Origin of the sequence: Halomonas citrativorans (genome assembly GCF_900163645.1) — a bacterium.
GTDB lineage: Bacteria > Pseudomonadota > Gammaproteobacteria > Pseudomonadales > Halomonadaceae > Vreelandella > Vreelandella citrativorans.
Window position 1 is genome coordinate 218,880 of sequence record NZ_FUKM01000048.1, and the last position, 17,614, is coordinate 236,493.

18 protein-coding genes are annotated in these 17,614 nt (G+C 54.8%); 4 read left to right on the forward strand and 14 right to left on the reverse strand.

Annotation, left to right across the window (positions count from 1 at the left end; translation table 11 throughout):
* Positions 1-109: 109 nt before the first annotated feature.
* A complete protein-coding gene (pgi, locus tag CZ787_RS12205) occupies positions 110-1,807 on the reverse strand; it encodes a glucose-6-phosphate isomerase (RefSeq protein ID WP_087109547.1) in 1,698 nt (565 codons plus the stop codon).
* 100 nt (positions 1,808-1,907) lie between these two features.
* Between pgi and cmoA the strand changes: the two genes are divergently transcribed.
* Positions 1,908-2,651: a carboxy-S-adenosyl-L-methionine synthase CmoA gene (cmoA, locus tag CZ787_RS12210; RefSeq protein WP_087109693.1), complete on the forward strand. Its 744-nt coding sequence runs from the start codon at positions 1,908-1,910 to the stop codon at positions 2,649-2,651.
* Positions 2,652-3,644: a tRNA 5-methoxyuridine(34)/uridine 5-oxyacetic acid(34) synthase CmoB gene (gene cmoB, locus CZ787_RS12215; protein ID WP_087109549.1), complete on the forward strand. Its 993-nt coding sequence runs from the start codon at positions 2,652-2,654 to the stop codon at positions 3,642-3,644.
* A gap of 42 nt (positions 3,645-3,686) precedes the next feature.
* Here cmoB and CZ787_RS12220 read toward each other — a convergent pair whose 3' ends face one another.
* The 9 genes from CZ787_RS12220 to CZ787_RS12260 all read right to left on the reverse strand — a co-directional run bounded on the left by CZ787_RS12220 (position 3,687) and on the right by CZ787_RS12260 (position 11,466).
* Entirely contained in the window at positions 3,687-4,361 is a 675-nt protein-coding gene (locus CZ787_RS12220; RefSeq protein WP_087109551.1) for a zinc metallopeptidase, read from the reverse strand.
* Positions 4,362-4,446: 85 nt separating this feature from the next.
* Entirely contained in the window at positions 4,447-5,580 is a 1,134-nt protein-coding gene (locus tag CZ787_RS12225; RefSeq protein ID WP_087109553.1) for an App1 family protein, read from the reverse strand.
* On the reverse strand, positions 5,580-6,143 hold the full coding sequence (locus CZ787_RS12230) for a type 1 glutamine amidotransferase domain-containing protein (RefSeq protein ID WP_087109555.1): 564 nt from the start codon (positions 6,141-6,143) through the stop codon (positions 5,580-5,582). Before CZ787_RS12230 ends, CZ787_RS12225 begins: the two co-directional genes overlap by 1 nt.
* Before the next feature lie 181 nt (positions 6,144-6,324).
* Positions 6,325-7,752, reverse strand: a complete 1,428-nt coding sequence (gene cysN, locus CZ787_RS12235; RefSeq protein ID WP_087109558.1) for a sulfate adenylyltransferase subunit CysN — start codon at positions 7,750-7,752, stop codon at positions 6,325-6,327.
* Positions 7,752-8,714: a sulfate adenylyltransferase subunit CysD gene (gene cysD, locus CZ787_RS12240; protein ID WP_087109560.1), complete on the reverse strand. Its 963-nt coding sequence runs from the start codon at positions 8,712-8,714 to the stop codon at positions 7,752-7,754. Before cysD ends, cysN begins: the two co-directional genes overlap by 1 nt.
* Positions 8,715-8,888: 174 nt before the next feature.
* Entirely contained in the window at positions 8,889-9,623 is a 735-nt protein-coding gene (locus CZ787_RS12245; protein WP_087109562.1) for a metallophosphoesterase, read from the reverse strand.
* On the reverse strand, positions 9,623-10,069 hold the full coding sequence (locus CZ787_RS12250) for a DUF1249 domain-containing protein (RefSeq protein ID WP_087109564.1): 447 nt from the start codon (positions 10,067-10,069) through the stop codon (positions 9,623-9,625). Before CZ787_RS12250 ends, CZ787_RS12245 begins: the two co-directional genes overlap by 1 nt.
* A gap of 23 nt (positions 10,070-10,092) precedes the next feature.
* Positions 10,093-10,746, reverse strand: a complete 654-nt coding sequence (locus CZ787_RS12255; RefSeq protein WP_087109567.1) for an NUDIX domain-containing protein — start codon at positions 10,744-10,746, stop codon at positions 10,093-10,095.
* 75 nt (positions 10,747-10,821) lie between these two features.
* Entirely contained in the window at positions 10,822-11,466 is a 645-nt protein-coding gene (locus tag CZ787_RS12260) for a tetratricopeptide repeat protein (protein ID WP_087109569.1), read from the reverse strand.
* Between the two features lie 200 nt (positions 11,467-11,666).
* Here CZ787_RS12260 and greB point away from each other — a divergent pair, with 200 nt between their 5' ends.
* Positions 11,667-12,200: a transcription elongation factor GreB gene (greB, locus tag CZ787_RS12265; RefSeq protein WP_087109571.1), complete on the forward strand. Its 534-nt coding sequence runs from the start codon at positions 11,667-11,669 to the stop codon at positions 12,198-12,200.
* Positions 12,201-12,213: 13 nt separating this feature from the next.
* Here the strand turns inward: greB and CZ787_RS12270 are convergent, their stop codons facing one another.
* The 4 genes from CZ787_RS12270 to CZ787_RS12285 all read right to left on the reverse strand — a co-directional run bounded on the left by CZ787_RS12270 (position 12,214) and on the right by CZ787_RS12285 (position 16,409).
* The gene (locus tag CZ787_RS12270; RefSeq protein ID WP_087109695.1) at positions 12,214-12,951 is read right to left on the reverse strand and encodes an SIMPL domain-containing protein; all 738 of its coding nucleotides are present in this window, start codon (positions 12,949-12,951) and stop codon (positions 12,214-12,216) included.
* Between the two features lie 100 nt (positions 12,952-13,051).
* The gene (locus CZ787_RS12275; RefSeq protein ID WP_087109573.1) at positions 13,052-14,050 is read right to left on the reverse strand and encodes a methyltransferase; all 999 of its coding nucleotides are present in this window, start codon (positions 14,048-14,050) and stop codon (positions 13,052-13,054) included.
* Positions 14,047-14,856, reverse strand: coding sequence for a methyltransferase domain-containing protein (locus tag CZ787_RS12280; protein WP_087109575.1), 810 nt, complete (start codon positions 14,854-14,856; stop codon positions 14,047-14,049). The genes CZ787_RS12275 and CZ787_RS12280 overlap by 4 nt, the downstream gene beginning before the upstream one ends.
* Positions 14,857-14,900: 44 nt before the next feature.
* Positions 14,901-16,409, reverse strand: a complete 1,509-nt coding sequence (locus tag CZ787_RS12285) for an amidase (RefSeq protein WP_087109577.1) — start codon at positions 16,407-16,409, stop codon at positions 14,901-14,903.
* Between the two features lie 182 nt (positions 16,410-16,591).
* On the opposite strand from CZ787_RS12285, the gene CZ787_RS12290 reads away from it, so the two are divergent.
* A complete protein-coding gene (locus CZ787_RS12290; protein ID WP_087109579.1) occupies positions 16,592-17,614 on the forward strand; it encodes a substrate-binding domain-containing protein in 1,023 nt (340 codons plus the stop codon).

The window sequence follows — 17,614 nt, forward strand, 5'->3', positions numbered from 1 at the left end:
CAGGCAGCCGACAAAGATTGCTAGAATAGCAAAAAGCTGTATATCCAGCCATATCTAATACATGGCAGGAAAAGTGGAAGCACGCTTTTTTCATAGACGCCAGAGGCAGTTACCCATCCTGCTCTGCCGCCCAAAACGCCTCGATCAATCCGCGGCTGGAGGCATCCATGCGGGTAATATCGCCCTGCCCATCGATAATGCCCTGGGTATCGGTCGCGATCTGCTTGCCAAGCTCCACCCCCCACTGATCGAACGGGTTGATATCCCATATCACCGCTTGAACAAAGACCTTATGTTCGTAAAGAGCGATTAACGCCCCTAGCGTGGTCGGCGTTAGCTTATCAAGCAACACAGTGGTCGATGGCTGGTTGCCACGGTAGCGTTTGTGCTCTGGACGGGGGCCGTCATCTTCCAGGGCATCATCGCCCAGCATCAGAACACGGGACTGGGCAAAGCAGTTGGCAAGCGCTAGCCGGTGCTGCGCTTTGAGATGGCGGCGGGTATCTGGGTCTTCTACCTCATCGTAACGCTTGAGCGGGGCGATAAAGTCACACACAACCGACTGAGTGCCCTGGTGAAGCAGTTGATAAAACGCGTGCTGGGCGTTGGGACCCAGCTGCCCCCACAGCACCGGGCAGGTTGAATAATTGACTGCCTGGCCTTGGCGGGTAACCGACTTGCCGTTGGACTCCATTTCCAATTGCTCAAGGTAGGCGGCAAAATATTCCAACCGGCCATCGTAAGGCAGGATCGAGTGGGCGCGGATATCCAGAAAATTAACGTTCCAGATACCGGCCAAGGCTAGCAGCACAGGCAGATTGTCTTCCATGGGCGCTTCACTGAAGTGGCGGTCCATGGCGTGGGCTCCGGCCAACAGCGCGCGAAAATGCGTCATGCCTACGACCAAGGCAATCGGCAAACCAATCGTGCCCCATAGCGAATAGCGCCCGCCTACCCACTCCCAGAATTTAAGCTGGTGGTCTGGCGCAATGCCCCACTCGCTCATTTTCTCGGGACTGGCCGACACGCCAATAAAGTGTTGGCGCACAATGAGTTCAGCGCTTACCGGTGGAGCGCTAACAAAATCACTATGCTGAGTTAAACGGCCCAACAGCCAGTCTCTGGCCGTATTGGCATTGGAAAGTGTATCAATGGTGGTAAACGACTTGGAGGAAAGCACAAAGAGGGTCGTTTCCGGATTTAGGCGCCCTAAATAATCGGCCAACTGCGAGCCATCCATGGTGGAGGCAAAATGCACCTCAACAGGATGAATATTGTCAGGCCGATAATCGGCCAGCGCGTGGGTCACCATCAACGGCCCTAAATCCGAGCCGCCGACGCCCAAATTCACCACATGCCGAATGGGCTTTCCCGTGGCTCCTCGCCACTGTCCGGCGTGCAAACGGCACACCAGGCGCTCCATTTGTGCCAGGCTTTCCTGCACCCCGGCGACAATATCTTCCCCTTCAACGTTCAGCGTTGCATCGGCCGGTAAACGCAGCGCTGTGTGCAAGGCTGGGCGGTTCTCACTAACGTTAACCCGCTTGCCGCTTAACAAAGCATCAATGGCGCTGGGCACACCCGCATCGTGCGCCAACGCTAACAGATGCTCAAGCGTATCGTCGTCCCAGCGCTGCTTGGAAAGATCCAGCGTCAGGCCTGCCTCATGGCGGGTAAAATGCGTCCATCGGCTGCTCTCCGAGCCAAATAGCGTTTTTAAATGGACGCCTTTGAGTTCATCGGCATGCTGTTTTAATGCCTGCCACGCGGGCAGTTTATCGGGGGTGGCGCGTGATGCTGAGGCCATTTGCCGTCTCCTGTGGCGTCGAACCATGCAGCTCGGGTCTGTTCTGGTCAAATCAGGGCGCGTAAACTACTCCCCCCTTTTGATGATTCCCGGCTTGCCAATGAGTAATGCATCTTACCGTGACGCTATCTTTTCGACACCCCTTGATCGAGTGGCACGCTTCTCGTTCGATGAACAGGTAGTGGCTTGTTTTCCCGACATGGTCCGTCGCTCTATACCAGGCTACGGCCAAATTCTGGGCATGCTGAGCCTGATTGCCCAGCGTCACCTTCGCCATGGCGGGCACGTGTATGACCTGGGCTGCTCGCTCGGCGCCTCAGGCCTAGCGCTTGCGGGCGCACTCGCCCCTGATGCGTTTCGCTATACCGGCGTCGATTTATCGCCAGCGATGGTGTCGCGTGCTCGCCAGACCTTCACCGAAGAGTGCCCTGAACACGCCATGAGCGTGGAAGAAGCCGACATTCGCACGCTGGAGTATGCGCCATCCGGCATGATCATTCTTAACTTTACGCTACAGTTTTTGCCACCCGCCGACCGGGATGCACTGTTAAGGCGACTGTTTGACGCCCTGGAGCCTGGCGGCGTGCTGGTTTTATCGGAAAAAACCGTTGATGTAGATGAGCGGGATAATGCCTGGCGAGTAGAGCGCTACCATGACTTCAAACGCGCCAACGGTTACAGCGACATGGAAATCAGCCAAAAGCGCACCGCGCTTGAAAACGTGTTGGTGCCCGATACGCTGGATGCGCTGCATCAGCGCTTACAGCAGGCAGGCTTCCCACGTACGGTAACGTGGTTTCAATACCTGAACTTTGCCTCTGTCATTGCGTTTAAGGAGAGTTAAGTGGAACTCCCTGATGATCACCGCGCACTTTATCAGGCGTTTTTAGACCAAGGCTTAACGACCTGGCTGGCTAAATTGCCCGAGCAGCTGGCCAGAGGGCTTGACCGCCAACGTCATGGCGACCTGCCTGCTTGGGAAAAAGCCGTAGCCAAACTACCGGCCTTGCCGGCCGAGCGCCACGTTCAACTGGACAGCAATACGCTAACGGTAGAGCTTGCCCTAAACGATAGCCAGCAGCGCCAGTGTTTCAATTTGCTTAAAAAGCTTGCGCCCTGGCGCAAGGGGCCCTACTCGCTGGGCGGCATTCATATCGACACCGAATGGCGCTCTGATTGGAAATGGCAGCGCGTGGCGCCTCATTTAGCGCCCCTGAAATACCGCAAGGTGTTAGATGTAGGCGGTGGCAGCGGCTATCACGCCTGGCGGATGACCGGTGTAGGAGCGGCCTTCGTGCTGGTGATTGACCCTTCACCACGCTTTTACTGGCAGTTCCAAGCAGTGCGCCACTTTGTGGGCGACGCAGACGGTGGGCGCACTCAGTTTCTACCGGTCGGAATCGAGGATGTACCGGAAAACCTCGGCTTTTTTGATACGGTGTTCTCCATGGGCGTGCTGTACCACCGCGCTTCCCCTTTCGAACATCTTCAGCAGCTGAAAGCGGCCCTGGCCCCGGGTGGCGAGCTGGTACTGGAAACGCTGGTGGTGGAAGGCGACGAGCAAACGGTCTTTGTGCCCGGCGAGCGCTACGCCGCGATGCCGAACGTTTACTTTCTGCCTTCCTCTAAGGCGCTCTGCCACTGGCTTAGCCGCTGCGGCTTTACCAATATTCGCGTGGTCGATGAAGCAGTCACGACACTGGAGGAGCAGCGCTCCACCGAGTGGATGACCTATCAATCCTTGGCCGACTTTTTAGACCCCAATGATCGTACTCGCACCATCGAAGGCTACCCGGCGCCACGTCGTGCAGTGATTATTGCCAACAAGCCGGAATAGGCTGTAAAAACAGTACTTTAAGCGAGCGCTAGTCGTTAACGTTTAGCGGCGCAAGATCACCAACCAGCGGCCCAGGTTCAGCATGCTGGCAAGTGAAGCCGCGACATAGGTAAACGCGCAGGCGGTAAGCACGTGCCGGGCTCCCGGCATGTCATAAGGCGGTACGTACTCTTTTAAAAGCGGCAATGCGCGGTTGAAGCTGGCATCAAACTCCACCGGCAGCGTGACCAGATGAACCAAGGCGGCGGTACCAAAGCTGATCACCGCCATGCCAATAACTAACGCCAAACCGCCCGGCACGCGCGTCAACAAGAATAAAAACGGCGCGGCCATCATCAGAATCGCGCCCATTTTTTCTGCCTTTTGGGCAACACCCACCAAGCGGCTGCGCGCCAGCAGTGGCGCATAGCCCTGGTGATGCTGCAACGCATGGCCTACTTCATGAGCGGCAACGGTAACCGCCGTTAACGAGCACCCATCATAATGGTCAGGCGAAAGGCGCACACAGCGCGTCTCTGGGTCGTAATGATCGCCGAATTCGGTACGCTCAACGGGAACGTCTTTAATACCCAGACGCCGTAGCAAATGCTCGGCAAGCTCGGCGCCGGTGCCAGGGTAGTCATTACGTCCTCGCATATGGCGTTTTAGAACCCACTTCGCCCATACATTGGGCAGTATAAATACCGCGAGTAACAGCACGACGAATAGAACGACCATGATGACCTAACACTCAATAGGAGAAAACAGGGAAAGCCTTCGTTTTATCATGGTCGGGCTAGCAACAACAGCGTTGAGGCTAGCCTCACCCCTGGGCTTCACGACGCTCTTCTTCGCGATGCTCTTTTACATCGCGCTCGACCGCTTCCAAGCCCCGCGCTGAAATATCCCCATTGGCGTGGGCGTGCTCAGCAATTAATACACTGTCGGGGGCGAGTACCAGGTCGCACTCGGAATCGACCAGCTCATCGCGAAGCCGTTGAATGGCCTGTTCGCGCTCAGGGTCTTTATCCACGCGGCGGATATAAATTGCCTTGATACGCCCAGGATAGGCTTTCACGATCTCGGTATATACTTCCGGGTCATGCTGCCCGCTATCGCCAATCAGGATGCACGGTAGCTCATCAAACAGCGTCAACATTCGATCAATTAACAGGCGCTTGTGAGCTTCGGCACGGCGCGGCCAGGGGTGACGCAGCGAAATTCCCCACTCGCGTAGAAACAGGATCGGACCCACCGGAATTCGATTAAGCTGAAAGAACGTTTCGAGCATTTCATAAATAGCCCAAGGCCCACGGGATACATACAAAATGGGTCGTTCGGCCTTCTCACTTTCGCCCCGGTGCAGCGCCTGATAAAGCGAGGCAACGCCTGGAAACGCCGTACGCCGATGGGGTTTACGCACAAACAGGCGATAGAGCATCTTTAGTTTTTCGGCGACACCTGTAAACATGACGGTGTCATCGATATCACTAATAATCAGCAGGTCTGTTTCCGGTGGCGGTACGTATACCTCAACGTTAGTACGTACAGGCGACTGGTTTACCGCATGCACCATAATATCCGCTCGATGCCAGGACACATCGATAGGCAGCGAATGGGTAATGGGAAGGTGTGCATCGAAATAGCCGTCCCGGTCGGTTGTCAGGGACAGTTCGTTTTCACCGATACGAATATCAACCTGGGCACCCGCCAGGCCCCGTCGAAAAATGCGGCGCGCTACATCAGCTGTGTCGCGCAGCATCCCTCGGCGTGGAATAGCGCGGCCAAGAGCGGCTTGGCGGAACACCCGCCCCATCAAAAACACTTCACTGGACGAACCGTAACCACGGTAAGGATGAACGACCATCCCCCCGCGGCCACGGTCTCGCTTCATCGGTTTTGCAACCGTGTGGACAAGCCTTTTAACAAAGCTTGCCCACGGGCTCAACCATGACATTAGGCGTGTTGACCTGAGTGACGCCCTTCTTGCAGCTCTTCAAGGAGCTTGGCATTGAACGCATCCAGGTCTTTGGGAGTACGGCTAGTGACCAAGGCGTTATCGCATACCACCGCTTCATCTACCCAGTTGGCACCGGCGTTACGTAAATCCTGGGCAACGCTTGCCACCGAGGTCATCTTGCGGCCATCCACAACGCCTGCATTAATGAGGATCCATGGCGCATGACAGATAGCGGCTACCGGCTTACCCGCTTGGAAGAATTCTTTTACGAAGCTAAGCGCGTCCTCGTTCATGCGCAGCTCATCGGGGTTGAACAAGCCGCCAGGCAGTACCAAGGCGTGATAATCAGATTCATTGACGTCTGTCAGCGCTTTATCAGCCGAATATGTATCACCCCAATTAGTTTCTGCCCAGGCACGAATATCTTTGCCTTTAGGTGTCACGATATCAACATCAACACCGGCGTTTTTGAGTGCGTCACGCGGTGAACTTAGCTCAGACTCTTCAAAGCCATCGGCCGCCACAATAGCGACGCGTTTACTATGTAGTGCTTGGTTCATCATGCTCTCCTTTTCGTGATGAGGTGTGCGTTAAAAAACGCTTTATCAGTGTGGCGTATCCTGGGAGAGCGTCAAGCGAACCGACCGCTAGATTAGAGATGCTTGATTTAAGTAGATATAAAAAAGCCCGCTTAATTAAAGCGGGCTAACCTGTTGATAAAGACTATTGATAAAAAATGATTTAGCGTTTGAGCAATTGACTAATATCGTTGGCTTCCCAGTGCGGAAAGTGCTTGCGTACCAGCGCATTAAGGTCTTTCTCAAACGCTGACCAGTCCGTGGTGGGCGCTTCAGCAGCACCTGGTGATCCCGCTTCACGAATCATTCCCGCCCCCACCGTTACGTTGGTCAGCCGATCGACAATAATAAAGCTTCCCGTTTTAGGGCTAACCCGATAATTATCGATGGGTACGGTGGCGGTAAGCTCGATATCACAACGGGCAATCGCATTGAGGTTTAACGCCTGCGCTGTGTGCTTTTCAAGCGTATTAACATCAATTTGATAGTCAATAGCGCTGATCTGCCCGGAAAGGTCGCGGGTGGCGAGTTTAAAGTCGTAAAGCTTACCAAGGGTTAGTGGGTCTTCATGCATCCAGACCACATCAGCGGTAAACCGGTTGGAAAGCGGCACATCCGCATCGGCACTTACTAGCCAGTCGCCACGAGAAATATCGATCTCGTCTTCAAGCGTCACGGTAATCGCTTGGCCTGGATAGGCTTCGCTTAAATCGCCCTCAAAAGTGACGACTCTCGCCACGGTAGAGGTTTTACCCGAAGGCAGCGCTTTTACCGCTTGGCCGGGGCGTAAGATGCCGGCGGCCAGCGTCCCGCAGTAACCACGAAAATCCAGGTTCGGCCGATTGACATACTGTACGGGCAAACGCAGATCCGTCAGGTTGTCGTCTTGGCTGATTTCGGTATTTTCGAGTAGTTCGATCAGCGTCTCGCCACGATACCACGGCGTGTGCTCGCTACGGTTAACGACGTTATCGCCGTTGAGCGCCGACATGGGCACAAACTGGATATCGTCCACCTGCAAATTCGTTGCAAACGCGCGGTACTCTGCCTTGATTTCCTCAAAGCGCTGCTCGGAAAAGCCCACTAAATCCATTTTATTGACAGCAATTACCAAGTGCTGAATGCCCAACAAGTCAGCAATAAAGCTATGCCGACGCGTTTGGGTTTGCACGCCATAGCGAGCGTCGATAAGGATAATCGCAAGGCTTGCCGTAGAAGCACCGGTGGCCATATTACGTGTGTACTGCTCATGGCCTGGCGTATCGGCAATGATAAATTTGCGCTTATCCGTCGAGAAGAACCGATAGGCGACATCAATAGTAATGCCCTGCTCACGCTCGGACTGCAGACCGTCTACCAATAGCGCCAAGTCAACCGTATCACCCGTAGTACCGCTGGTTTTGGACGCTTGAGTAATCGCTGCTAGCTGATCTTCAAAAATCATTTTGGAGTCGTGCAGCAAGCGGCCGATCAGGGTCGACTTGCCGTCGTCGACACTGCCACAGGTAATAAAACGCAGCAGGTCTTTGTTTTCATGCTCGTGCAGGTACTGCTCGATGTTATCGGCGATTAAATTAGACTGGTGAGACATTAGAAATAGCCCTCGCGCTTTTTCTTCTCCATCGAACCCACTTGGTCGCGATCAATGGCGCGGCCACTGCGCTCACTGGTGCGGGTCAGCAGCATTTCCTGGATAATTTCCGGCAACGTTGCCGCTTCAGACTCCACTGCGCCGGTTAGCGGGTAGCACCCAAGCGTTCTGAAACGCACCGACTTCTCTTCAGGCACTTCACCTGGCGCTAGCGGCAAACGATCGTCGTCTACCATCACCTGCATGCCGTCGCGCTCAACCACTGGGCGCCTGGCTGCGTAGTACAGCGGCACAATCGGGATAGACTCCAGATAGATGTACTGCCAGATATCCAGTTCCGTCCAGTTGGAAAGCGGGAACACACGAATCGACTCACCCTTGTTGACCCTGGCGTTATACATGTTCCAGAGCTCAGGACGCTGATTTTTGGGATCCCAACGGTGGTATTTGTCGCGGAAGGAGTAGACGCGCTCCTTGGCCCGAGAGGCTTCTTCGTCGCGCCGGGCACCGCCAAATGCAGCGTCAAAGCCATACTTGTCCAGCGCCTGCTTGAGCGCTTGGGTTTTCATGATATCGGTATATTTGGCGCTGCCATGCTCGAACGGGTTGATATTCGCCGCACGCCCCTCTTCGTTGGTATGCACGATCAGTTTCATACCCGCGTCTTCGGCCATGCGGTTACGAAAATCGATCATTTCCCGGAATTTCCAAGTGGTATCCACGTGCATCAGCGGAAACGGCGGGGTACCGGGATAAAATGCCTTCCGCGCCAGATGCAGCATCACCGATGAGTCTTTACCGATCGAATACATCATGACCGGATTACTGAACTCAGCCGCCACTTCACGAATGATATGAATGGACTCGGCTTCAAGCTGTTTTAAATGGGTGAGGCGCGCGGCGCTAAGTGCGCTGGGCGCCTCACGCCGGGGCGTCGAAGAGAGTGGGGAGAACTGAGTCATGGTCTGCTACCTCACAAAACAAGCCAATTTTTATAAGCTTGCAGTACACGCTGAATTAAAACGTTATACGTTCGATTGTGAATAGAGTAACGCCGAGTCGATAATAACCCAAAAGAATTAATAACTATCTTTTTATTCTTTTATAGCCTAACGAATAAAAAAAGCATGACATCGCTATACATCAACGCGTTCGACCCAGGTATCCCACTGCTCACCGTTAAGATCTACCACTCGGTAACCAGGCCGTGAGGCTTCATCAATCGTAAATACATCAGCGCCCGGCATAAACTGATCAGACATGGCTGGACAGCCGTAAACACTCACAGAACCTGCCGCTGCTTCAATGTGCTGCGCATACGCTTGGTGAGCGTGACCAAACAGCACAACTTTAACCTGAGGATAAGCACTTAAAACCTGCCAAAACGCTTCACGGTCCTGTAGGCCGATAGCATCCATCCAGTTAGCGCCAACATCAACCGGTGGGTGGTGCATGGCAATCAGCGTTGGGCGGTCATCTTCTTCCAAGCGTGTCGTTAATGCCATCAGCTGTTCGCTGCCCAGCTCGCCGAAGGGTTGGCCCGGCACTTGGGTGTTGAGCAGCAACAGACGCCACTGCTGCAAATCCACCTCATCAAGCAGCGGATGCTCAGCGCACATGAATTCTACCTGGTCGTGATTGCCCGGGAGCCAAAACCACGGGCAAGGAAGGCCAGCCAACGCCTCCTTGGCCAGTGTATATGAGGCGGCCGTTTCATCCTGGCTGATATCTCCCGTCACAACGATAACGTCCGGACGTTCGGCCGCTGCTGCCGCGAGAACACGTTGAAAATGCAGCCAAGGAACACCCGCGCGCGAACGCGTAGTAACATCAGCATGTAAGTGAGCATCGGTAATCTGTACAAGGCGCATTAGCGCACCTCCGGTAAATCGCAGGTATGACCATGTGCTAGCCCATGCGCTAACCATTCGCCTAAAAAGCGGTTTAGCTGGAGCTTTTCGTCAGGCTGATGCATCTGTGCATTAGGGTATCGATAGCGGCCACTAAAGTGACGCTGGCGCTGAAAATCCGTCACCTCCGCCATACGCACATCGTGGTAAAGGTGCACGCGCATGCGCGGGCCGTCCATAACTGTATCCAACGGACCGCTTTGAGTAACCTCCACCATGGTGGTGTAAGGGGCATGTTCCAATACGGTAAGCTGCAAATCACCAAAGTGCTGTTCGTCACTGCTTAAGGCGATCTCTCGGCGTTGGCCGCTCTCCATATCACCCACCAGGCGTAATAACCGCAGATAGTTGGCACTGCACTCCCCCTGGAGCGACTTTAAATCGGTGACATAGGCTGTTCTTGCCATGAACACTCCTCGTGGTTTTCGCTTTACGTGAGCGCTCGTTGGGATGCCGCGCGCAACGAAGCACGCTGACCAACTAGCCAGTGCAATCCAATCAAACACATGGCGTTGTCGAGTCTTCCCTGTGTCAAGAGTTCCCACGCGGTCGGAAAAGACACCACGTGAACACGAATATCTTCATGCTCCTCATCAAGGCCATGAATACCGCCGATACCTTGTGTATCAACCAGCCCACAAAAAAGCGTTACGCGTTCGTTGCAGGCGCCGGGGCTTGGATAGTACGTATGCATTAGCGTTAACGGCCCTACGACACAGCCCGACTCTTCCAGCGCTTCACGCCGGGCTACATCTTCAAGTGATTCATCTTTTTCAACTAGCCCTGCAACCAGCTCCAGCTTCCAGGGCGAGACGGGATCATCGAAAGCGCCAGCACGAAACTGCTCCACCAGCACAAGCGCATCTCTTGCGGGGTCGTAAAGCAATACGCCTACCGCATCGCGACGGCGGTGCACTTCGCGATGCATAGGCTTGCTCCAGCCACCTTCAAAAAGCCGATGGCGAAGCTCCATGGCTTCCAAGCGAAAAAAGCCCTGATGAAGCGTTTTACGCTCAATCAGTTCTATATCGTCACGGCCAAAAGGCGGTGTTTCTAGCGATGCAGTTTTAGCAATGAATGCCATGCGGCACTCCCAGTAATCACAATTACCCCATTATCAATGCTTGCTACCGGGAATGCCAATCTGACCTGGGCGGGGTTACAGACGGTTCAACATGGCTTGGGCATCCCGGCGTAACGCTTCATCGGAGAGTTCACGCTGCGCCCGTGGAGTACCACTCACCGCACGTTCAGCGTGCTCGCGAGCAGCGGCGGTGTCCCCTTCATCAAGCAGGAACTCGGCGTAATAGTAGTTGACGTCGATACCTTCAGGACGAATCTCAACGGCACGCTGGAACATTTGCCGAGCTTTTTCACTGCTTCCAAAGCTAATTGGGCGCCCAGGCACGTTGTCGTAAAGTGCGCCCAGTGTGACGTAGGCAGAACCGTTTCCTCCTTGCGGATCAAGTGCAATGGCCTGCTCAAGCGCGTCACGCGCATCACCAGCGATACCCAGCGCGCCGAAACCGCCACGTTCACGCGCATAAGAAGCCAAAATTATGCCCTGCCAAACCAGCAGTTCAGGCTGATCCGAATTTTCGCTTACCAGCGTTGTCGCTTCGTCGGACAAAACCTTTAACGTGCCCTCACGCTGGTTAGCAGGTAAGCCACTCATCGTATGTTCCCAGCGGTTCTTCAAAGAAAACAACTCACTTTCATACGCCGTGGCCGTTAAGGGTAAGAGCGCTAGCATACTGCTGAGCCCGGCGGTTATTAATAAGCGAGAAAAAGGTAGTGCGTGCATTATAATCTCCTGCGTTATTTTTATATCGGCGTATAGGCTCGCATTACCAGGCGCGAAATAGCCCACCCCCACAATGTAACGAACGTTTGAATGATTCGCTAGTGAGCTCGGTAATTCAACGCGCTTTTACCTAAGATGCTTTTTTTCACGTAGAGTAAGTGTCTTAAAAGTGCCGCCCTTAACGAAATGAGAGCACGCGAATGAAAGGCCGTAATATGACCCGCTGGCGCGATCCGGCAAAAGATCCACGCCAGGCACCCAAAAGCAATTTGATTACCGCCGAGGGCGCCGCGCGTTTACGCGGCATTCTGGATCACTTATCCAGAGTCAAACGCCCCGAACTCTCAACAAAAGTAGGCGAAGCCGCTGCGCTTGGCGACCGTAGTGAAAACGCTGATTACACTTACAACAAGAAAGAGCTAAACCGTGTGATTGCGCGGATTCGTTATTTGACCCTACGCCTGGATGAGCTGCAGGTGGTCGACCGGCTACCAGCGAATCTCGATAAAATCTTCTTCGGCGCCTTTGTCGATTTGGAAGATGAAGAGGGAGAAGCGCTTCAACTACGCATTGTAGGTCACGACGAAATCAATACACAAAAGCGCTGGATCAGTATCGACGCGCCAATGGCCAAGGCACTTCTCAGCAAAGGGGTCGATGACGATATAGAAGTGCTTACCCCGAATGGGAAGGTGTTCTACACCGTTACTGCGATCCGCTATGCCTCGCTTTAGTGCATGACGCTTCCTAGTCTTTTAAGGCATAGTCGATGGTCGTAACCACCCGGACACGCTTGATGTGCGGGGTATAGCTGTCCAAATCATCAATCGAGAAATAGCCTTGGGTTGCCTGGCGGATCTGCCCTACCTGACTCCCGGAGTCTTCTGCAAACTGCTGGGCGGCATTACGCGCGTCAGCCGTCGCCTCGGCAATCATCTCAGGCTTGATCGCCTCCAAGCCGGTAAATAGAAACTCGGTTTGGTACTCGTAACTTGGCGAGAGCAAAATCCCCTGACGTACCAGCGATGAAGTACCTGGGATCGCCTGCATCACACCCTCTACATCCGGCGAACGCAGCAGTAACGTGGCCTCAGCGCGGTAACGCTCATCAGGACGCTGCCCGCCATAGAGGTTGCTGAACTGATCGGTAATCCTGGGGGGCGTGGTGCTGATATGCTCGGATTCAAATCCCTGAGTCTCCAGAAAACGACGAATCGCCTGATCATTATTGGAAAGCTGCTGCTCCAGGTCGCTTAAGCTATTAGCGCTCACGCTGTAGTTAAACGGCCATAAGACCAGGTCGGCCGCCACCTCTCGCTCAGCCAAACCGCGCACTGTGACATTGCGTGAAGACTGCTGCCACACTTCAGCCGCCTGTTTGATGTAACTGCCACCCCCGACCAACCCCAGCGCCAGCAATCCACCCAACACAACCGCACTGCTTAACATCACGATATTTCTGCTGTTTCTAACCATCATTGCCACCCCGTGCAACTTACATTCAATTGGCCACTGCTTATCAGCATAATAGCCGTGAAACGAGGATGCGTCGGTAGTTGAATATGGCAAATGTGAGGAAATAGTGTCAGCTACGCTGGCTACGGTAGACCCGAAACCGCCGATTATCAGCAAGCGTTTCAAAGCTGCCAAAAGCCTCGGTGAGAAGGTCCGGATAAGGCAAGAACACATTGGCGACCATGATGAGACGCCCACGGTTAGCAAGATGCTTGGGCGCTTGGCGAATCAAGCGTTGGCTGGGCCCATAGCTAATGTCACGCTCTTGATGAAACGGCGGGTTACTAATAATAAAATCGTAGGTTTCGCTTTCCAATGCGCTATACACATCGCTTTGCAAAGCGTGCCCATTAACCTGATTAGCCTCTAGCGTGCGGCGCGTTGCCTCTACGGCAAAAGCGCTGACATCCACGGCGGTTACCGCATGGCCCCGTTTGGCAAGCCAGGCACTAATAATGCCATCGCCACAGCCCATATCGAGAATACGTTGAGGCGCTTTAGGCAGCTCTTTTTCCAGGCTGTCCAATAGTAGCAGCGTGCCTTCATCTACCTTGCCATGACCAAAAACGCCGGGATGGCTAACCAGCGTCAAGCCCAAAGCATCAAAGCGCTGCCAAACGTCTTCCAGAGTGTTCTCAAGCGCGATGGTGCGTGTGGCAAAGAGTGAACAGCGCCGCGCGTTATCGCGCTTGTCACAAATCATCCCCCGATCTGAGAGTACGTTAGGCACGCGTTTCACGCCGCCACTGTGCTCACCAATAATTTCAATGGCCGTGCCCGTGGGTAGCACGCTGCATAGCCACTCAAGCCACCAAATGCCTAGCTGATGCGCTTTAGGCCAGAACAACACTATCTCGCCGTGGGTAACGGCATTTTCAGGCAACGCGAAGGGGCTATAGACCTGTTTGCCTACCGCTTGCCACTCGTTTAGCACACCAAGATCACCGCTGATAACGCCTGCGGATTGCGCAATTAACCAGGCATCAACCGGTGGCGCTACGACCATAAGTGCCGTGTAGTTATCCTGCTGGCGTTCCAGCAGTTGGCAGGCAGGTGATTGGGCACTCATTGGGAAGTCTCCGGTTTAATCAACGTGTAGAGTAAATAACGACCCAGCCGCCAGTGCGGGTCTTGTTGGCAGTACTTCTTTTCGAGCGCCAGCAGCGCCCCACGCTCTTCATCGCTGCTGGGTGGCTGGCGCAGGTAGTCCTGAAATACGCGGATACCCGCAACGCTTGCCACTTCAAGACTGTTTTCCGCCCCCCATGCCACCATCTCAGCGTGGGTGACCGGCGAAATAGGCGTTAAGCGCTGCCGCTTGCCCTTGCCTTCCAAACGATCACTTAGCGCCTTTTCCAAATTGCCTTTCACCGCATTGGAAAAACGCAGCGCATCGCGGTTAAACACCATCAGGCTCAACTGCCCGCCGGGCGCGAGTAGGCTTGCCAGGCTGGCCATCGCTGAGCGCGGGTCGCCCAACCACTCAAGCACCGCATGGCAGGTAATCAGTGGCCAAGGGCCCGGTGCTTGCTGGCGTAAATCCTGAAGCGGGGCATGCACGTAGGTCATCGCCTCGCCAGGCAGCCGTTTGGCTTCAAGGTGCCAATGTTTGGCATACGTAAGCATGTCCAGAGAGGGCTCAGCCATGGTGACCGGGTGCTGGCGTTCGGCAAACCACGCCGCCTGCTGGCCTAACCCGCCGCCGACATCCAACACGGGCTGCTGGGTTAGTTCAAGCATTTGCGGCAGCAAGTAATCCAGCATCGCCAAGCGCAGCTCGCCGCGAGGCGCCTGGTAAAGCGAGCGTGAAAACTTGTCGACCAGACCGTCGAAGTAGCGGTCTCCAGCGTCGGTTAATTCATAGGTTGGATACATGCATAAGGCCAAGCGGCATAGTAAAGCCGCGTAGTTTACCCTGCCTAAGAGCGGAACGCTTGCAGCGGCAAGCGGTGCTGCCAGGCATCGTGCCGTTCAAATGCCGCAGCTAGCTGTAAGAGCTGTTTATCTTCACCAAACCGCCCGACTATTTGCACACCCACCGGCAGGCCGTTGGCGGCAACATGCAAAGGCACTGACATGGCAGGCTGGCCGGTCAGATTGGCTAATTGGGTGAACGGCGTGCGGCCAAGGGCATCCACCGCCAGCCTCTTTAATAAGCCAGCCTTTAGCGCCAGCGATGATGCCCCGGGAATGGCCAACACAGACATTAAGCGTTCGCGTGCCGCTGTTGGATAGAGCTCGCCAATTTCAGGCGCGGTATCTGCGCTTACCGGCATCACCAACGCATCAAAGCGTTGATGAAAACGGCTCATTTGTTCAGCGACCACGTGCCAATGGCGTTTCGCCAGCTCGTAATCCTGCGCTAATAGTTTGCTTCCTAATCGGCCGATGGCACGTGTAGAGGGCTCAATCGCCAAGCGATGAGTGGGCACGCCGGTTTGCTGGCTAATCCAGCGAAGGTCCGCTGCCAAGTGGCCAAGATAAAGCGTCAGGTAGCTATCTGCCAGGGCTTCACCATCCACCGGCGGATCGCACCACTCCACCTCATGGCCCATTTCCGTTAGCGCAACGGCGGCTTTATTAACCGCTGTTTTTACTTCCGAGTTTAACTGCGTGCCCAAGCCACGGCTTAAAGGCTCGCCCAGCGATATAGCAATGCGTAATCGCTTAGGCGAGGACGCTAATGCCGTTACGAAGCCCGTTTCAGCGCGTACCGGGTACGGGCCGGAAGGCGCCATACCGTTTACCTGTTCCAACAGCGCCGCACTATCTCGCACACTGCGCGTCAACGCGTGCTCAATGACCGCCCCCTGCCACACTTCCCCATGGCTTGAGTCAAGCGGCATCCGCCCACGCGTAGGTTTAAAGCCAAAAAGCCCACAGTAGCTGGCAGGAATACGGATGGAGCCACCACCGTCCCCGGCCAACGCCAACGGCACAATTCCGCTAGCTACTGCCACGGCCGCACCGCCGCTGGAACCACCAGGTGAATACCCTTCCCGCCATGGGTTAACAGGATGCGGAAAGGCTTTAGGCTCGGTAATCCCCATCAACCCCAACTCAGGCGTGGCCGTTTGCCCAATAATGACCAAGCCCGCGGCTTTCGAGCGCTGGATAATCGGCGAATCCTCTTTAGGGCGCCACTGAGTTAACGCAGCACATCCCGAGGCCAAGGGTTCACCGGCCAACCCCATCAACAGATCTTTACTCAAGGTGGGCACTCCACCAAAGAGCGCGCCATCGGCGATCTCCTCGCTCTCATGCCGGGCTTTCTCAAACCGCGTTCTGACGATCGCATGCAGGGCAGGATTTATCGCTTCAATCGCCTTGAAAGCAGTTTCCAGAACGTCTGCGCGACTCACCTCACGGCGGCAGATCAGTTCGGCAAGGCCGGTGGCATCATATTGCTGGTACTCATGGGGCTGCATTGCGTTCGCCTATAATGCTTTTCTCTACAGCCTAGCAGAGGCCGTCAGCTTAATTTTTCTTAACCATGTCTTTTCGCCTACCCTTCCACTGGGCCTTAAGGCGTATTGCCTTTAAACCCAAAATTCACTATGTTGGAGCCTATTGGGAACGTTCCCATTTTACTGTTTAATGGATAGCCAACATGCCCCCTGCCTCTGTGCGCGCCACACTTATTGAAGTCGCTAAACTGGCGGGCACGTCTAAAACCAGCGTATCGCGCTTTTTCGGCCCAGAGCGCGAACGGCTAACGCCCAGCCTTCAAGCGCGCATTGCCAACGCCGCCACGACGCTGGGCTACCAGCCTAATTTAATGGCACGCGGTCTCAAGGGAGGCGGCTCGCGCCTACTGGGCGTACTGGTGGCCGATATCCGCAATCCGTTCTCAGTGGCGGTTGTCCACGGCATAGAGCAAGCGGCTCGGGCTCACGGTTATTCATTAATCGTCTGTAATACCGATAACGATCCTGAACGAGAACAACAGCACCTGAGCCTGCTGAAGTCTTATCAGGTAGAAGGCTTGATTATTAATGCTGCCGGGCAGCCTGAAGCGCAGTTACAGGCACTCATGCATAGCGGCGTCCCCCTCGTGCTACTTGACCGCGAGGTTCACCAACTTGACGTTGATGTGATCGGGCTTGATAACGCGCTAGCGATTGATATGGCACTGGATCATCTCGTGCAACAGGGGTATCGCTCCCTTCTCTATGTCAGTGAGTCGCCTGCACATGCCAGTACCCGCCAGGAACGGCTACAGCGCTTTAATCAGCAAGCAGAGAGCTTAGGCATAAAAAGTCAGACGCTGATACTGGGCAATTCAGCGCCTCACTTTGAAGCGTTAACTGTCTTTACCCAGCACTCTGCATCATCTCCAGGCGCTGTTTTATGCGCTAACGGCAACGTCACGCTCGCCATGACACGCAGCTTTCAACAGCTGGGCATCCCTTTGGGCCCTACCGGTTTAATGGGAATTGACGAACTGGATTGGTGTGAGCTGATAACGCCAGGCATCACCACCCTGGCCCAGCCTACCGATGATATCGGTCACGCTGCCGTCAGTTGCCTGCTCAACCAGCTTAACGGCTCAGCGCCAACATCGCCCGTGCGCTACCGCCACGCCCCGCGCTTACAAGTGCGCGGCAGTACAACGCTTAAGCCAAATCTTTAA

Excerpts from the sequence above, each read along its gene's own strand:
- CZ787_RS12245 (WP_087109562.1), bottom strand. The coding sequence starts at position 9,623 with ATGCGCCTTGTACAGATTACCGATGCTCACTTACATGCTGATGTTACT.
- CZ787_RS12225 (WP_087109553.1), bottom strand. The coding sequence starts at position 5,580 with ATGTCATGGTTGAGCCCGTGGGCAAGCTTTGTTAAAAGGCTTGTCCAC.
- greB (WP_087109571.1), top strand. The coding sequence starts at position 11,667 with ATGAAAGGCCGTAATATGACCCGCTGGCGCGATCCGGCAAAAGATCCA.
- CZ787_RS12255 (WP_087109567.1), bottom strand. The coding sequence starts at position 10,746 with ATGGCATTCATTGCTAAAACTGCATCGCTAGAAACACCGCCTTTTGGC.
- CZ787_RS12290 (WP_087109579.1), top strand. The coding sequence starts at position 16,592 with ATGCCCCCTGCCTCTGTGCGCGCCACACTTATTGAAGTCGCTAAACTG.
- CZ787_RS12220 (WP_087109551.1), bottom strand. The coding sequence starts at position 4,361 with ATGGTCGTTCTATTCGTCGTGCTGTTACTCGCGGTATTTATACTGCCC.
- CZ787_RS12230 (WP_087109555.1), bottom strand. The coding sequence starts at position 6,143 with ATGAACCAAGCACTACATAGTAAACGCGTCGCTATTGTGGCGGCCGAT.
- CZ787_RS12275 (WP_087109573.1), bottom strand. The coding sequence starts at position 14,050 with ATGAGTGCCCAATCACCTGCCTGCCAACTGCTGGAACGCCAGCAGGAT.
- CZ787_RS12280 (WP_087109575.1), bottom strand. The coding sequence starts at position 14,856 with ATGTATCCAACCTATGAATTAACCGACGCTGGAGACCGCTACTTCGAC.
- pgi (WP_087109547.1), bottom strand. The coding sequence starts at position 1,807 with ATGGCCTCAGCATCACGCGCCACCCCCGATAAACTGCCCGCGTGGCAG.
- cysN (WP_087109558.1), bottom strand. The coding sequence starts at position 7,752 with ATGTCTCACCAGTCTAATTTAATCGCCGATAACATCGAGCAGTACCTG.
- cysD (WP_087109560.1), bottom strand. The coding sequence starts at position 8,714 with ATGACTCAGTTCTCCCCACTCTCTTCGACGCCCCGGCGTGAGGCGCCC.
- cmoA (WP_087109693.1), top strand. The coding sequence starts at position 1,908 with ATGAGTAATGCATCTTACCGTGACGCTATCTTTTCGACACCCCTTGAT.
- CZ787_RS12285 (WP_087109577.1), bottom strand. The coding sequence starts at position 16,409 with ATGCAGCCCCATGAGTACCAGCAATATGATGCCACCGGCCTTGCCGAA.
- CZ787_RS12260 (WP_087109569.1), bottom strand. The coding sequence starts at position 11,466 with ATGCACGCACTACCTTTTTCTCGCTTATTAATAACCGCCGGGCTCAGC.
- CZ787_RS12250 (WP_087109564.1), bottom strand. The coding sequence starts at position 10,069 with ATGGCAAGAACAGCCTATGTCACCGATTTAAAGTCGCTCCAGGGGGAG.